This is a genomic window from Dongia sp., from assembly GCF_041918875.1.
In the GTDB taxonomy this organism is placed as follows: Bacteria; Pseudomonadota; Alphaproteobacteria; order Dongiales; family Dongiaceae; genus Dongia.
Window position 1 is genome coordinate 39,452 of record NZ_JAYRUV010000002.1, and the last position, 14,662, is coordinate 54,113.

A 14,662-nucleotide genomic window follows, 5' to 3' on the forward strand; every position below is an offset into this window, starting at 1 on the left:
CGGGATTGGGCAGCCCCGCAGATCGCGATCGTCGCTCAGGAAGACGCTCGTGGGGATCGGCTTAGGTCCTCCGCGCCGACAGGATGAAGCGGCGATAGACGAAGGTGCGCAGCTTGTTGCGCAAATCGGCGTTTCGGCGCTGCGCCGTGGCGATCGGTCCCTGCGAGGTCACGGCGATTTCGGCAAAGCCGGCTGCTTCCAGCAACGGGATCAGGCGGGTGGGTGTAAGGCCGTCTCCGAACGGCAGGCTGGCCATGATCTCGCCATGGCGGTCGCTCATGGCGCCGTCATAATGGGGATCGGCGCCCCGCAGCCGGTCGAGCAGGGCGATCATTCCGGCGGCGATCCTTCCGCCGGGTTTCGGGCGCGCCCAATTGCCGTCGAAAGCCAGCAATCGTCCACCGGGCTTCAGAAGCCTGCGCCACTCGCCAAGCGCCGCCATCGGCTCGGTAAGGGTCCAGACCAGATGACGGCAAACGACCGCGTCGAAACTCCTCGATGGCAAGAAGGTATTTTCCGCATCGGCCAGCAGGAAGTGCACGCGCCCGCCTGCATCGGCATGCTTCTTTCGTGCGACAGCCAGCATCGCTTCGGAGAAATCCAGAGCCGTGACCTGGTGGCCGAGGGAGAGCAAGAGGTTGGTCACCTCACCCGTGCCGCAGGCCAGTTCCAGGACGTTCAAGGGCCGCGTGCCCAGATGCCGCTCGATCGCACCGCGCCAGGCGTCGAATTCAGGCCCCGCCGGAATACGATGGCCGAAAGCCAGATCGAATGTCTCGGCCCGGTCCGACCAATAGCGCCTGATATCCTCCTTCAAGGAGTAGTTGCGGTTTGAATTCATTGGGCGGCTTCCAGTTTCGCCGGTTGGCCGCCGTGATCGGGCAGGAAATGGATATGCTGGCGGCCGTGATGGGGCGAACGCTCGACATAGGCGCGGACACCGAAGACGTTCCGGATCAGGCTTGGCGTCATGATGTCGTCCGGCGTGCCCGCGGCCACCACGCGTCCCTTCTGCAGAACCGCGATCTTGTCGCAGAACATGGCCGCGAGGTTGAGATCGTGGAGCGCAACGATGCAGGTGGCAGGCAGCCGGCTCGCCAGGGTCAGTATTTCCAGCTGATGCTGGACATCGAGATGGTTCGTCGGCTCGTCGAGCAGCAGTTCGCTGGGGGATTGCGCCAGGGCGCGGGCGATATGGACACGCTGCCGCTCGCCGCCCGACAGGGTCTGCCAGATCTGATGGCGCCTTTCCGCCATGCCTACCTGCCGCAGGGCGTCGTCGACGGCGTCGTCGTCGATCTGGCTCCAGGGCGAAAGCGCCCCGCGGTGCGGCGTGCGGCCAAGACGCACCACGTCGAGCACGGTGACATGGGCCTCGGTCGTCGCATGTTGCTCCACCAGGGCGACGCGGCGCGCGATGTCCCGTTGCGTCATGGTGGAAATGTCGACGTCATCCAGTGTGATGACGCCGCTCGCCACCTTGCGCAGCCGGCAGATGAGGCGGAGGAGGGAGGACTTTCCCGATCCGTTGGGCCCCAGCAGGCCCAATGTCTCGCCGGGTGCCAGGCGGATGCTGACGCCGTCGACGATCATCCTGCCGGATGCCGACCAGCTTATATCGGACAGTGCGATGCTCATGCGGTGTGCCTCGCGCGATAAAGAATGAGGGCGAAGGCGGGTGCGCCGAACAAGGCGGTGACCACGCCGATGGGAAGAATCTGCTGCGGCACGATGGTACGGGAGAGGATATCGGCGCCGACCATGAAGATGGCTCCCGCCATCAGCGATCCGGGCAGCAATCGCGCATGGGTGGGGCCGACGAGAAAACGCACCGCATGCGGTACGACCAGGCCGACAAAACCGATCGACCCGACCATGCCGACCATCGTCGCCGTCATCAGAGCCGTAACGCCGAACAGCACCAGCCGCACGCGGCGCACTGGAATGCCGAGCGCCGCAGCCGCGTCGATGCCGAAGACGAAGGCATCCAGCGCGCGCGCGTGCAGAAGGCATACGATAAATCCGCCGACCGCTATCGGCGCAGCCAGGTAGACATCCGGCCAGCGCACGCCGCTGAGGCTGCCCAGCAGCCAGAACATGACGCCGCGCGCCTGCTCCGCATTGGCCGACATGGTGACGATATAGGAGGTGAAGGCATTGAAGAGCTGCGACCCGGCGACCCCGGCCAGAACGATCCGGTCCGACCCGCCCCCCGCGCCCGTGGCAAGCAGGGTAACAAGAAAGAAAGCGACGACCGCGCCGGCAAAGGCGCCGGCAGAAAGGGAAACAAGACCGGCGCCGATGCCCAGGATCATCACGGCGACGGCGCCCGTCGAGGCGCCGGCCGAAATGCCCAGAACGTAAGGCTCGGCCAGCGGATTGCGCAGCAGCGCCTGCAGGATCGCGCCGCTCAACGCCAGGGCGGCGCCGCAGCAGGCCGCGACCAGCGCCCGGCTCAGCCGGTAATCCCAGATGATGCCTTCCTGGATGGGGCTGAGTTCGAACGCCGTCGCGAAGAGCCGGTTGCCGATCGCCTTGTAGACCGCATCCAGCGGAACAGGCACTTCGCCGATGGACACAGCCATGCCGATGGCGAGCATTAGAATGCCGAGCGCCAGCAGGGCGAGCGAGGCGCGCTGGCCCCACCCGCCCCGCGACGCGGCGTTGACCGGTTCGGCAGTCAATGCGTCAGACCGAACTTCTTGATGCCCGCCGACACCGCCTCGATCCCATCGATGGTGCGCAGGGATGGGTTCATCGATTGCGAATCGATGATCACGATATGGTTCTTGCGCACGGCGTCGAGCTTGCTGGCCACCGGGTCGGTCGCCAGGAAGTCCAGCTTGGCCTGGATGTCGTCGGCCGGGAAACGGCGCCGGTCCATGCGCGCCAGCACGATGACCTGCGGATCGGCGCCGGCAATGGTTTCCCAGCTTACCAGCGGCCATTCCTCCTGCGTGGCGATGACGTTGCCGGCGCCGAGAGCCTGCATGATATAGGCGGGCGTGCCGTTCTTGCCGGCGATGTAGGCGTCGCCCTTGATCTCCGGGCTGGAGAACCAGAACATCATCGAGAGGCCATTGGCCTTGCTGTCGGCGACGGCGGCGATGGCCACCGCCTCGCGCTTCCTGAGTTCGGCGATGAGGGCATCGCCGCGCTCGACGACATCGAAGATTCGAGCCATGTCGCCGATCTCCTGGTAGATCAGCGACATGTTGAAGATTTCCTTGCGCACGCCATCGCCGCCGCCGGAATTGTCCTTTGCCACGCAATCCGCCGGCGATACATAGCTGGGGATATCGAGGTCGTGGAACTGCTGGCGCGTGGCGACCGACCCCTTGGGGCCGACATGCCATTCATACTCCGCCGTCACCAGATCCGGCTCCTGCGCCAGTACGCTCTCGAAGCTGGGATCGTTATCGGCCAGCCGCTTGATCTTGGCGTTGGCCGCCTCATAGCCCGGCAGGACCGGGCCGAACCAGACCGCCGTGCCCACGACCTTGTCGGAGAGGCCAAGCGAGTAGAGGATTTCCGTGCTGCTCTGGCCGATCGACACGACGCGCTCCGGCGCCTTGTCGAAAGTCAGCGTCTCGCCGCAATTCTGGATCGTCAGCGGGTACTGGGTTCCGGCGGCAAGGGCATGCCCGGTCGCGAGGGTCAGGCTGGCGAGGCCTGTCAGGATGGCGAGGATAGCCGGTCGGCTCGTGCCTGGGTGGTTCATCTTATCTCTCCATGTCGATATATGTAATGTTATAACATTACATATATAATATTTCGATATCAATTGGCTGGTGCTCCGCACGAGCCGGAAGGGGAGCCGGGTAATGGAATTCACCGCCGGGAACCCAGCGCTCGCTTCGCTACCAAGGATATGAGAAAGACGCCGGTCTCCCGGCGCGCCTGGATTGGCGCCATGTCAACGTCTCCATCTCGGGCACCCCGCCCGGTTTGAAACAGAACGTGTCGATGGCAGGTCTCCTGACTCGCGGGTTGTCGCCCTGCGCCGACCTTCCCGATCGAACGATCAGTGGTCGCTCTGGCACTGGGCTATCCGCTTACAGTTGCGGGGGCAGCCACGGTTTTGGCCCCTTTTGGGTCGTCCGCACCGTGTTCCCTATTAATCCCCTGGATTCCATCCGTCGGGGAACCATCGGCGACTGTCTTACGGCCTGGCGCCATAGGCCGTCAAGATGCCGGCTGCGGCGTGCCTAAGGGTTGCTGTCGCCGGTCAGCGGCGTGCATTCCGTGCGCAGGATGTCCGGATACATGTCCATGCCGCGCATCATCAGCTTCATGCGCAAGCCATAGGATGTGATCTTGCATTCGCTGATCGTCAGCGGGACGGCGGCGGCGACGTAGTCGGGAAAGAACAGCCCATAACCGTGGGCGATGGACCAGATCTCGTTGAACAAAGTGGCGCGGATGCGGAAGTAGAAGCTGTTATCGTCGGTGCAGGGCAGGGCGTGGCACCCTTGTACCGAATGCACATTTTCTTCCGGCACGATCTCCTGCGAGTTGGTGAGATAGACGATTTCGTCATGCTTCACGGTCGCGAAATAAAGCCCGGTATCGAGGGCCAGGACCAGCAGCGGAACCAGCAGGAACCAGACGAAGACAAGTGTCGTGGTCAGGAACAGGCCGGCCCGTGTCTTCGAGAATTGCCGCTGCCTGAAGCGGTCCTCGACATAAACGATCCGGGACCAGAGCCGCCTGTACCAGCCGAACAGAAAGCCCGCGGGAATGGCCGAGAAACGACCGGCCGGCGCCAGAATATGTTCATACATCCACAACCCGGCGAGGACGATCTGGCTGAAGAAGCGGCTCAGCGCGCCGATGTCGTTGGCGGCCTTATACTGCCAGGTTCCGGCTTCCTTCCTGTCGGCTTCGTAAGCACGATCCTCGATGCGTTGTTTGAGGCCATCGATCTGTTTTTGCAGGTCGTTCATCGACTGGCCACTTTTTCCAGCACTTGCCGCGCGGTCTGCTTGACGTCGAAATTCCGGGTTTCCGGCTTGTAGAATAATTGCAGCTCTCCGCTGGCTTTCCCGTCCAGGATCATGTTGACGATGATCGGTTCGACATTCGTCTGAATGAAGCCGGGCAGGCCGCGGGCGCCGATGGCCGGGTCGTAATGCGCTTCGCAGAAGGCCTTGAGGTCGGGCTCGGCGATTGTCACGCGGACGCCGTCCTGGCCGTAAGTGCGGTCCATGCCGTCGAATTCGCGCCGCACGATCTTCTCGATCGAATCAAGGTCGAGCCGGTTGAAGCAGACGATGTTCTGCCGCCCGGCGAAACGATTGAGGAATTCCGAGCGATAGGTCTTGCCGACTTCCTCCTGCGCCGCGGCGCTGGCTTCGGCGAAGGTGAGGGAACGGTCCAGGAAATGGGGTTGGCCGATATTCGTCGTCATGACGATGATCGATTCCGAAAACGACACGGTGCGTCCGACATTATCGGTCAGCCGCCCGTCGGATAGAATCTGCAGGAAGACATTGAAGACATCCGGATGCGCTTTTTCGATTTCGTCGAACAGCAGGATGCGGATCGGGTTCTTGCGCATCGCATTGGTCAGGATGCCGCCCGCCTCGAACCCCTCATAGCCCGGCGGCGCGCCGATGAGGCGCGAGACGGCGTGCTTTTCCATGTATTCCGACATGTCGAAACGCGTCAGCGCCTTCTCGTCGTCCAGCAACGCTTCGGCGAGCGCCTTGGCGATTTCCGTCTTGCCGACGCCGGAAGGCCCCATGAACATGAAAGCCGCCTGCGGCTTTTCGCTGTTGCGGCGGCCGACGCGGGCGGTCTTCACCGCATTGGCCAACTGCGCCACGACATGGTCCTGGCCGAAGATGCGTTTCTTCAACGCCGCTTCGAGGTTGCGCAGCTTCTCGCGCTCGTTCTCATTGAGCTTGCTTGCCGAAATGCCGGAGATTTCGGCGAATTCCTGCAGCACGATGTCCCGCGTCAGTTCCAGATGCAAGTTGATCTCGGCGGTCAGTGCATCGAAGGCGGCCTTGTTCTTGGCGAGCTCCTGCTGGTAGCGGCCGATCTGGTCCTTTATGGCGCGGACCTGTTCGGATTCCAGCCCGGCGCCGGAACTGAGGCGCGCGAAGGCGGCGATCTTGCCGGAAGCCGGATTGGCCGTGTCGGCGGCGCTGTTCTGCGCGCGGTTCCTTTCTTCCTCCAGCAGACGCGCGGCAAGCTGTTCTTCCAGTTCCATGATGGCGGTCTCGCCATCGCGCTGCCGCTTGTAGAGGGTGCGGATCGTTTCCTGCTTTTCATGCCAGGTGGCATTGGCCGCGGCGATCTCTGCATCGATCGCCGCGATCGCGTCCTGGTCGCGGGCCTGGGCGCGCCGCGCCTGCAAGGCGGGCAGACCGGGCGGTATGCTGTGCGCCGTCAGGCGATAGGAGGAAAGGGCACGATCGATCAGCGTCGCACTCCGTTCCGGCTGGGCCCGGTTGATGCCACCGTCCCTGGAGCGGTATTTGGTGGTCAGCTCGATCGACGCCTTGACCGCCTCCGGCGCAATGCGGATCTTATGAAACGCGCTGAGATTGACCGCGCTGTCCTTGACGATCTCCATCAGATCGTCGCCGACCGGTTCTTCCAGGTCTATGAAAGTGAACAATTCGCGGATATCGGAATGGCTCTTCAGGATGAAGTCGAGGTCTTCGTCCCGCGCTTCGATAATGGCCTGCGTCTTCCTGGACTTGATCGCCAGGGTGAGCGCGTTGATCAGGTGGGTTGAACCGTTGTTGCGTGCCGCCTCGATGAGGTCGCGCATATCCTCGATGATGAGGATGGATTCGGGCGTGCGGTAAAGCGTCTTGATCATCCGGTCGATGGAATCGTTGACCTTGCCCGCGTCGCCTTGGGAAAAAAGCGCATCGGTGTCGAGCCAGAACAGCCGCTTGGAGACGATATCGAAAGGACTGTCGGGATTCTTCTTGCTGGCCTGCAAGCCAAGGCACAAAGCCGAGCAGCCGACGCCGCCGGGGCCGACGAGCAGGACCGAATTGGCCTTGCTGCGGACCAGGATCGACGACAGGCGTTTCAGTTCCTTGTCGCGCCCGACCAGCTTGAAACCGGGCGTGCGGGAAAGATATTCGTCGCCTCTGATGAGGTAGTTCATATTCGGCTGCTCCGCGGCAAGATGATCGGCGGGACGGCGGTCGGGCCGTCCCGCCTGGTTGGTTCCGCTGCGTCAGTTCGTCCCGAACTTGAAGGGCGATGTGCTGCTCGGGGCCGCCGGGGAAGATGCCTTTTCGGCCGCCGGCTTGGCGCTCGCGATGTCGGCATTGACCGCGATGGCACCCTTGAAATCGTCCTGCACGACTTCGGTCAGCTTCTTCAGTTCTGCCAGCTTGCCCTGCATCTCGGTCAGGCCTTCCTTGGTGATGTTGGTCGCGGCGCGCACGACCTCGCCATAGGAGCCCAGATCGTCGATCGCCTTGGATAGATCCGCATTCTGCTCCTCGATGCCCATCGCGATGCGGATGCTTTCCTTCTGCGCCACCTTGTTGGTGTTGTCGGCCATCATCTGCAGCGTATCCTTGGCCATGGCCGAAGCCTCGCCGAGTGCTGCCGACGAGACCGCCTGCAGCACGACCGAGAGGCGATCGGCGACACCGGAGATGCCCTGGCTGTGCATCGTCCGGGCGCGGATCGACTGCTGGTCCACGGCATCCTTCATCGTCTTGATGCGGATGGCGCCCGAGGTGAGGTCGGCATATGTCGCCATCGTGTCGCTGGCCGAGGCGTCGAGCAGGCTCATATGCTGTTCGACCGCCATGCGCTTCTGATCGCGCGTCATCTGCGCGATCGTGTCCTCGTCCGGGGCGGCGGCCTGCAGGGATTCGCGCAGCTTGACGTTGTCGGTGCTTGCCGCCTTGATGCCTTCGTTCATGACGGCATAGACCGTGCCCATGACATTGTTGGCATCGGCCAGATTTTCGACCTGATCGCCCATCTTGCCCAGATGCTGGCGCACGGCACCGACACGCGCCTTGGCGGTGTTGACGAAGTTGAGCGCCGAACTCACCAGATCCTGCTGCCTTTGCTTATGCTCTTCCGTGGTGATGTCCAGCAGCTCGCGCAGTTTCTTCTTCTGCTCGGCAAATTCGCCAAGCTGGCTTTCGCTCGGCACCTGCCTGTCGAGTTCGGCGATCTCGCCGCTGAGCGCCGAGAGGCGCGAATGGATATCCGACAGCTCGACATCGTTCTTGGCGATCTGCTGGCGCGCCTCCTCGGTGACACCGCCGAAACCGAAGAAGGACTTCTTTTCGCCCTGAATGGCATTGTCGGTCGTCAGCCGTTCGATCCGGCTCTTCAGCCCGGTCAGTTCCTGCTGCTTGAGCTCCCGGTCGGCGCGCAGCTTCTCCTCGGCCTTGCGGTCGCGGATGATCTCCTGGAAAGCCTCCACCGTCAGGCCGTTGGTGCGCAAGGTATAGACCGCGTCGATGATGTCGGTCAGCGGCCGCATCTTCTGGTCGAACTCGATGAGGGCCGTGTTGAGGTCGTCATAGACCATCTTCAATTCCGAGAAGGTCTCGGTGTCCGTCAGGCGGATGATCTCCTGCGCCATCGCTTCGCGCTGCGCCTGGAGGTATTCCTTGAAGAGTTCGAACTCGCGGATCTTCTCGCGATTCTCCTCCTTCGTGCCCTCGAAAGTCAGCATCTTCGCGACGGCCGATTTCTTTTCCTCCGGCCGCGATTCCTCGGCGAACATCACTTTGAAGAAGGCGTTGGACTGGATGTTGGCAAAGCGGGCCTCTTCGGCCGCCGGCGCCGATTGCTTGGCCGAAACGGCCTGGGCACGCTGCCGGACGCTCTCGGTCAGGACTTCGGCTTCCGCCTTCTTGCCGGACATTTTGGCACTACCGCTCATGCTCATCCTCTGCTCCGTTGCCTTAATCTGTTGTTTTATTTGTGGTTTCGATCTTATCGCCCCGCCGGCGACGCCTCCATGCGCGCGCTTACCCCAAGGGTTGGCAAAGTCTAGCCAAACCCACTTTAGTGTTCCAACCGATTATGGAAATATCAAGGCAATATGACACCTGAGGTAGCCGCACTGGATGGCACCTCCGTCAGTCGGCGCCTTGTCCCCGCAGCCAGCGCGCCGCACCATGGCCGGCCACGAACCCGCTGGCAAAGCAGGCGGTAAGGAGGTAGCCGCCCGTCGGGGCCTCCCAATCCAGCATCTCGCCCGCACAGAAAATGCCCGGCAACCTCCGGAGCATGAGGCCGGGGTCGAGCGCTTCCAGTTTCACCCCGCCGGCCGAACTGATGGCCTCGGCGAGGGGGCGCGCGGCGACGAGACGCAAGGGCAGGGACTTCAGTCTTTCCGCCAGAACCTTGGGATCGGCCAGTTCCTGGGGCGCCAGGCGCTCGCGCAGCAAGCCGGCTTTGGCCCCGGAAATGCCGAGGCTCGATTTGAGGTGCGAGGACAGGGAGCGCGCACCGCGCCTCGCTAGGGCCTCCGCCACATGGGCGAGATCGGTATTGGGCAGCAGGTCGAGCGTCAGGCGTGCCGATCCGTCCTTGGCGATGGAATCGCGCAAAGCGCCGGACAGGGCGTAGATCGGGCCACCTTCGATGCCCGTTTCGGTGACGATGGCCTCGCCGGGCCGCCGTATCCCACTGAATTCCGCGGCGATGTTTTTCAGCGCTGCGCCGGCATGGCGCTGGCGGAAGTGATCGCTCCAGCCGATGTCGAAGCCGCAATTGGCGGGCCGCAGCGGCGCCAGATCGACCCCGCGCCCGGCAAGGATGCGCTGCCATGAGCCGTCGGCGCCCAGTTGCGGCCACGACCCTCCGCCCAGCGCCAGCACGGTCGCATCCGCCCCGGTTGCGATATTCCCTGCGGGTGTTGCGAACAGAAGCTTGCCTTTCTCCGACCAGCCCAGCCAGCGATGACGCACATGGATATGCAAGCCCGCCTGCCGCAGCCGATGCAGCCATGCTCGCAGCAATGGGGCCGCTTTCATCTCCGCCGGAAAGACACGGCCCGATGTGCCGACAAAAGTCTCGATGCCAAGGCGATGAATCCAGTCGCGCAACGCGGCGGGTCCGAATTCGTCCAGCCATCCGGCAACATCGCCCCGTCGCGACCCGTACCGTGCCGTGAACCGCTCGAGGCTCTCCGAATGCGTGATGTTGAGCCCGCCTCTGCCCGCCATCAGGAATTTGCGGCCGACCGACGGCATCGCGTCATAAAGGTCGACATGCATGCCCGCCTGCAGCAGCGTTTCCGCAGCCATCAGGCCAGCGGGCCCGCCACCGATGACAACGGCGCGCTCAGTCATTTTTCTGGGTCATTTTCCTGGCGGAAAGGCGAAAGGGTCTGCAGGCCGGCGATCTCGTTCAGCATGACGCGACGCTCGCGTGCCAGATAGTCGGCAACCGCATCGCGGAAACCGGCATCGGCGATCCAATGCGCCGAGTGCGTTTCCACCGGCAGATAGCCGCGCTGGATCTTGTGCTCGCCCTGGGCCCCGGCCTCGACGCGCGCCAGCTTGTGCGCGATGGCATAGTCGATGGCACGGTAGTAGCAGCATTCGAAATGCAGGTTGGGTATCTCCTCGACGGCACCCCAATTGCGGCCATAAAGAGCATCGTTGCCGCGCAGATTGAGTGCGCCGGCGATGGGTGTGCCGCCGCGAAATGCCATCACCAGCACGATACGATCGCGCAAGGTCTGCTGCAGTGCCTCGAAGAAAGCGCGGTTGAGATAGGGCCGGCCCCATTTCCGGCTGCCTGTGTCCATATAGAATTCGAAGAACGCGTCCCAATGGCTGGACGTGAGATCGTCGCCGGAGAGGGCGCGAATGTCGAGCCCGGTTGCCGCCACGCTGGCCCGTTCCTTGCGGATCGCCTTGCGCTTGCGCGAGGCGAGCTCGCCCAGGAAGTCGTCGAAACTGGCATAGCCTCGGTTGGTCCAATGATATTGCGTGCCCAGGCGATGCAGATAGCCATGCTCGACCAGATCCAGCGCCTCGTTCTTCTGGCAGAAGGTGATGTGCAGCGAGGAGAGACGGGATTTCTCAGCCGTGCCGGTCAACGCCTCGATAAGCGCGCTGCGCATCGCGGGCGCCTCGGCGCAAGGCTTCACCAGCAAGCGCGGTCCGGGCACGGGAGAGAAGGGGACTGCGACCTGCAGCTTGGGGTAATACCGTCCGCCGACACGTTCGTATGCTTCGGCCCAGCCATGGTCGAAGACATACTCGCCCTGGCTGTGACCTTTGACATAGAGCGGCACCGCCGCGTGAATCTCGCCCGCCGCATCCTCCAGCACGATATGCTGCGGCAGCCAGCCGGTGCCATGCCCGACCGAACCGGAAATTTCCAGGGTGTTGAGGAAGGCGTGCGAGACAAAGGGATTGTCGCTCCCGGCGCAGGCATCCCAGGCATCCGCCGGAACCTCCTCAATCCGGTCTACCACGCGGGCGGTGAGGGTGAGGTCGCTCATCGAAGCAGCCCCTCACCCCGACCTTCTCCCCGCAAGCGGGGCGAGGGAGATTCGTTCAGGGCCCCTCGCCCCTCCGGGGAGAGGGGTTGGGGTGAGGGGACTTTCAGTCCCGATCCCTCAAGCAATCTCGATGATCGCATCGACCTCGACCGCCACGTTGAGCGGCAGGGTGTTGACGCCGACGGCCGAGCGGGCATGCTTGCCGGCTTCGCCGAAAATCTCGACCATCAGGTCGGAAACACCATTGGCAACCTTGGGCTGCTCGGTGAAACTGTCGAGGCAGTTGACGAAGACGCCGAGCTTGGCGACGCGCTTCACTCGGTCGAGATCGCCCAGCGCGTTCTTCAACTGTGCGATGATGTTGAGGCCGCAGATGCGCGCCGCCTGGGCTGCCTGCTCGGTCGAGAATTCCTGGCCGACTTTGCCGATGAACTTGAACTCGCCGTTCCACACCGTCACCTGACCCGAGACATAGGCTGTATTGCCGGCGATCACAACCGGCACGTAATTGGCGACGGGCACCGCTGCCTGGGGCAGCTCGATCTTCAGTTCAGCCAAGCGGGCATCGATTTTGCCGGCCATGAGACGTTCTCCTTCGCAATGATCCAAACGGTTCGGGGGCGATCCTAGCGGGTCGCCTGGCGGCAATCCAGAGAGGAACGGCCAATCGCAAGGCGATGGTTGGCGAAGCGGCCGTTTCCCGGCTATAAGGGCACTCCCAACGATCGGATTTTCCGGCTTTCACCGTGAGCGACGATATTCTTCTTGGCAAGATTCCTCTTGGCCGGCCAATGGCACCGGCGGATGGAAGTTCCGCCGACGGGCAGCTTTCGGCGCCACCGCCGGCCTTCACCGTCGCGCAGGCAAAGGTGCTGGCGCACGACTATTTCGGCCTCGACGGGGATGTGAGCGCGCTTACCAGCGAGCGCGACGCCAATTTCCGCGTCCGCGCCAAGGCCGGCACCTTCGTACTGAAGATCGCCAACCCGGCCGAGGCGCCGGAGGTTACCAATCTGCAGACCATGGCGCTCCTCCATGTCGCCAAGGTCGATCCGGGCTTGAAGGTGCAGCGCGTACTGCCCGCTCTGAGCGGCCGCCATGAGGAAATCCTGCGCGACGCTGAGGGCCGGCCCATGATACTGCGCCTCTTCACCTATCTCGAGGGCCAGCCCTTGCACCTGGCGCCGCGCTCCGCGGCGCAGCGGCGCGGTATCGGCGCCGATCTCGCGCGCCTGGGCCTCGCCTTGCGCGAATTCCGGCACGAGGCGGCCGGACACGAACTGGTCTGGGACATCAAGCATGCGGCGCGCCTGTGGCAATATCTCCCGCATATCGAGGGAGCGGATCGGCGCGCACTGGTCGAGCGCATCCTGAAGGCGTTCAAGGATTTCGTTGCGCCCGTACTGCCGGATTTGCGTGCGCAATTCGTCCATAACGACCTTAACCCGCACAATGTACTGGTCGAAGAAGGCGATCCGGACAGGGTCGCCGGCATTCTCGATTTCGGCGACATGGTGATGACGCCGCTCGTCAACGATCTCGCCATCGCCTCGGCCTATCAATTGTCGCTGGAAGGCAATCCGCTGACCGAGGCCGGCGATCTCATAGGCGCCTATCATACGGTCAATCCCTTGCTGCCGGTCGAGATAGAATTGCTCTATGACCTCATCGGCGCGCGCATGGCGACGACGGCGGCAATCACCAGCTGGCGCGCCGCACGCTATCCGGAAAACCGCGACTATATCCTGCGGAACGCGCCGCGCGCCTGGGCGGGCCTAGAGGCCTTTGCCGCTTTGCCGCGGAAACAAGCCCAGGAATATCTGCGCCGCATCTGCGGCGCCTGAAGGAGAGATTGTCATGGCGATGGTGAACCAATATGTGCCCGGCCGCGAAGGCGACATCAGCGCTGCCGATGCCGCTCTCATCAAGCGCCGGGCGGAGCTGTTGGGGCCGGCCTATCGCCTGTTCTACGAAAAGCCGCTGCATATCGTGCGCGGGGAGGGGGTCTGGCTCTACGATCCCGAAGGCAATGCCTATCTCGATGTCTATAACAATGTGGCCTCGGTCGGCCATTGCCACCCGCATGTGGTGGCGGCGCTGAGCAAGCAGGCCGCTATCCTCAACACGCATACGCGCTATCTGCACGAAACCATCGTCGAATATGCAGCGCGGCTGCTGGCGAAATTCCCGCCGGCGCTGAAGCATGTCATGTTCACCTGCACCGGCTCCGAGGCGAACGACCTTGCCCTCCGGATCGCGCGGTCCCACACCAAGGGCACGGGGGTTATCGTCACCAAGCTTGCCTATCACGGCCTGACGGTCGCGATCGCCGAACTGTCGCCGTCGCTTGGCGACTATATCGAACGCGGACCCAACGTGAAGCTGGTCGCGGCGCCCGATACCTACCGCATCGACGGCGATGTCGGTGCCGCCTTCACCGCCGGCGTCCGCCAAGCCATCGCCGAGATGCAGGCGGAAGGGATCAAACCCTGCGCCTTGCTGGTCGACGGTATCTTCTCCAGCGACGGTGTCTTTCCGGGCCAGCCCGGCTTCCTCCGGCAGGCGGTCGAGGCCATGCGTGCCGCCGGCGGTATCTACATCGCCGACGAAGTGCAGCCAGGATTCGGCCGGGTCGGCCCCGAATTCTGGGGCTTTGCGCGCCACGGCCTGGTGCCGGACATTGTCACCGTCGGCAAACCCATGGGCAACGGCCACCCGATGGCCGGTGCCATCATGCAGCCGCGGCTGGTCGAGGAATTCGGCCGCCGCTCGCGCTATTTCAACACGTTCGGCGGCAATCCGGTTTCCTGCGCCGTGGGCCTGGCCGTGCTCGATGTCATCGAAAATGAAGGCCTCGCCGCCAATGCCGGCAAGGTCGGCACTTATATGCGCGAAGGGCTGGAGAGGCTGGCCGCGCGCCACGACATCATCGGCGACGTGCGCGGGGCAGGGCTTTTCCTTGGCGTCGAGTTCGTGAAGGACCGCAGAACCAAGGAGCCGGCCCCGGAAGAAACCGCGCGCGTCGTCAACGACCTGCGCCGCCGCAAAGTCCTCATCAGCGCCACCGGCCCCGGCGCCAATATCCTCAAGATCCGCCCGCCGCTTGTCTTCACCCGGGAACATGCGGATATATTCCTCGATGCGGTGGGTCAGTCGCTGGCGGGGTTGTAAAGCCCTTGGCTTGCCCCTCCCGGT

The 14,662-nt window shown here is 63.4% G+C and carries 12 protein-coding genes and 1 riboswitch; of the genes, 2 read left to right on the top strand and 10 right to left on the bottom strand.

Annotated features, from left to right (window positions below):
• Positions 1–61: 61 nt before the first annotated feature.
• The 10 genes from ACE3TY_RS02070 to ACE3TY_RS02115 form a co-directional block, all read right to left on the bottom strand.
• Positions 62–841, bottom strand: coding sequence for a class I SAM-dependent methyltransferase (locus ACE3TY_RS02070; protein ID WP_374650445.1), 780 nt, complete (start codon positions 839–841; stop codon positions 62–64).
• Positions 838–1,638 (bottom strand): ABC transporter ATP-binding protein, encoded by an 801-nt coding sequence (locus ACE3TY_RS02075; RefSeq protein WP_374650446.1) that lies wholly within the window; start codon positions 1,636–1,638, stop codon positions 838–840. Before ACE3TY_RS02075 ends, ACE3TY_RS02070 begins: the two co-directional genes overlap by 4 nt.
• On the bottom strand, positions 1,635–2,684 hold the full coding sequence (locus tag ACE3TY_RS02080; protein ID WP_374650448.1) for a FecCD family ABC transporter permease: 1,050 nt from the start codon (positions 2,682–2,684) through the stop codon (positions 1,635–1,637). Before ACE3TY_RS02080 ends, ACE3TY_RS02075 begins: the two co-directional genes overlap by 4 nt.
• Entirely contained in the window at positions 2,681–3,721 is a 1,041-nt protein-coding gene (locus ACE3TY_RS02085) for an ABC transporter substrate-binding protein (protein WP_374650450.1), read from the bottom strand. Before ACE3TY_RS02085 ends, ACE3TY_RS02080 begins: the two co-directional genes overlap by 4 nt.
• 229 nt (positions 3,722–3,950) lie before the next feature.
• Positions 3,951–4,167: riboswitch (cobalamin riboswitch) on the bottom strand.
• A 41-nt stretch (positions 4,168–4,208) separates the two neighbouring features.
• Positions 4,209–4,946, bottom strand: coding sequence for a hypothetical protein (locus ACE3TY_RS02090; RefSeq protein WP_374650451.1), 738 nt, complete (start codon positions 4,944–4,946; stop codon positions 4,209–4,211).
• The gene (locus ACE3TY_RS02095; protein WP_374650453.1) at positions 4,943–7,132 is read right to left on the bottom strand and encodes an AAA family ATPase; all 2,190 of its coding nucleotides are present in this window, start codon (positions 7,130–7,132) and stop codon (positions 4,943–4,945) included. Before ACE3TY_RS02095 ends, ACE3TY_RS02090 begins: the two co-directional genes overlap by 4 nt.
• 72 nt (positions 7,133–7,204) lie before the next feature.
• Positions 7,205–8,887 (bottom strand): hypothetical protein, encoded by a 1,683-nt coding sequence (locus ACE3TY_RS02100; protein WP_374650455.1) that lies wholly within the window; start codon positions 8,885–8,887, stop codon positions 7,205–7,207.
• Positions 8,888–9,086: 199 nt separating this feature from the next.
• Entirely contained in the window at positions 9,087–10,304 is a 1,218-nt protein-coding gene (locus ACE3TY_RS02105; protein WP_374650456.1) for a TIGR03862 family flavoprotein, read from the bottom strand.
• Positions 10,301–11,467 carry a GNAT family N-acetyltransferase gene (locus ACE3TY_RS02110; protein ID WP_374650457.1) on the bottom strand — a complete coding sequence of 389 codons (1,167 nt, stop codon included), beginning with the start codon at positions 11,465–11,467 and terminating at the stop codon, positions 10,301–10,303. Before ACE3TY_RS02110 ends, ACE3TY_RS02105 begins: the two co-directional genes overlap by 4 nt.
• Before the next feature lie 117 nt (positions 11,468–11,584).
• A complete protein-coding gene (locus ACE3TY_RS02115) occupies positions 11,585–12,049 on the bottom strand; it encodes a RidA family protein (protein ID WP_374650459.1) in 465 nt (154 codons plus the stop codon).
• Between the two features lie 164 nt (positions 12,050–12,213).
• Here ACE3TY_RS02115 and ACE3TY_RS02120 point away from each other — a divergent pair, with 164 nt between their 5' ends.
• Together ACE3TY_RS02120 and ACE3TY_RS02125 are read left to right on the top strand one after the other, a co-directional pair.
• On the top strand, positions 12,214–13,311 hold the full coding sequence (locus tag ACE3TY_RS02120) for a phosphotransferase (RefSeq protein ID WP_374650461.1): 1,098 nt from the start codon (positions 12,214–12,216) through the stop codon (positions 13,309–13,311).
• Positions 13,312–13,324: 13 nt separating this feature from the next.
• Positions 13,325–14,638: an aspartate aminotransferase family protein gene (locus ACE3TY_RS02125; protein WP_374650463.1), complete on the top strand. Its 1,314-nt coding sequence runs from the start codon at positions 13,325–13,327 to the stop codon at positions 14,636–14,638.
• Positions 14,639–14,662 lie beyond the last annotated feature (24 nt).

Excerpts from the sequence above, each read along its gene's own strand:
- ACE3TY_RS02070 (WP_374650445.1), bottom strand. The coding sequence starts at position 841 with ATGAATTCAAACCGCAACTACTCCTTGAAGGAGGATATCAGGCGCTAT.
- ACE3TY_RS02075 (WP_374650446.1), bottom strand. The coding sequence starts at position 1,638 with ATGAGCATCGCACTGTCCGATATAAGCTGGTCGGCATCCGGCAGGATG.
- ACE3TY_RS02085 (WP_374650450.1), bottom strand. The coding sequence starts at position 3,721 with ATGAACCACCCAGGCACGAGCCGACCGGCTATCCTCGCCATCCTGACA.
- ACE3TY_RS02090 (WP_374650451.1), bottom strand. The coding sequence starts at position 4,946 with ATGAACGACCTGCAAAAACAGATCGATGGCCTCAAACAACGCATCGAG.
- ACE3TY_RS02095 (WP_374650453.1), bottom strand. The coding sequence starts at position 7,132 with ATGAACTACCTCATCAGAGGCGACGAATATCTTTCCCGCACGCCCGGT.
- ACE3TY_RS02100 (WP_374650455.1), bottom strand. The coding sequence starts at position 8,887 with ATGAGCGGTAGTGCCAAAATGTCCGGCAAGAAGGCGGAAGCCGAAGTC.
- ACE3TY_RS02105 (WP_374650456.1), bottom strand. The coding sequence starts at position 10,304 with ATGACTGAGCGCGCCGTTGTCATCGGTGGCGGGCCCGCTGGCCTGATG.
- ACE3TY_RS02110 (WP_374650457.1), bottom strand. The coding sequence starts at position 11,467 with ATGAGCGACCTCACCCTCACCGCCCGCGTGGTAGACCGGATTGAGGAG.
- ACE3TY_RS02115 (WP_374650459.1), bottom strand. The coding sequence starts at position 12,049 with ATGGCCGGCAAAATCGATGCCCGCTTGGCTGAACTGAAGATCGAGCTG.
- ACE3TY_RS02125 (WP_374650463.1), top strand. The coding sequence starts at position 13,325 with ATGGCGATGGTGAACCAATATGTGCCCGGCCGCGAAGGCGACATCAGC.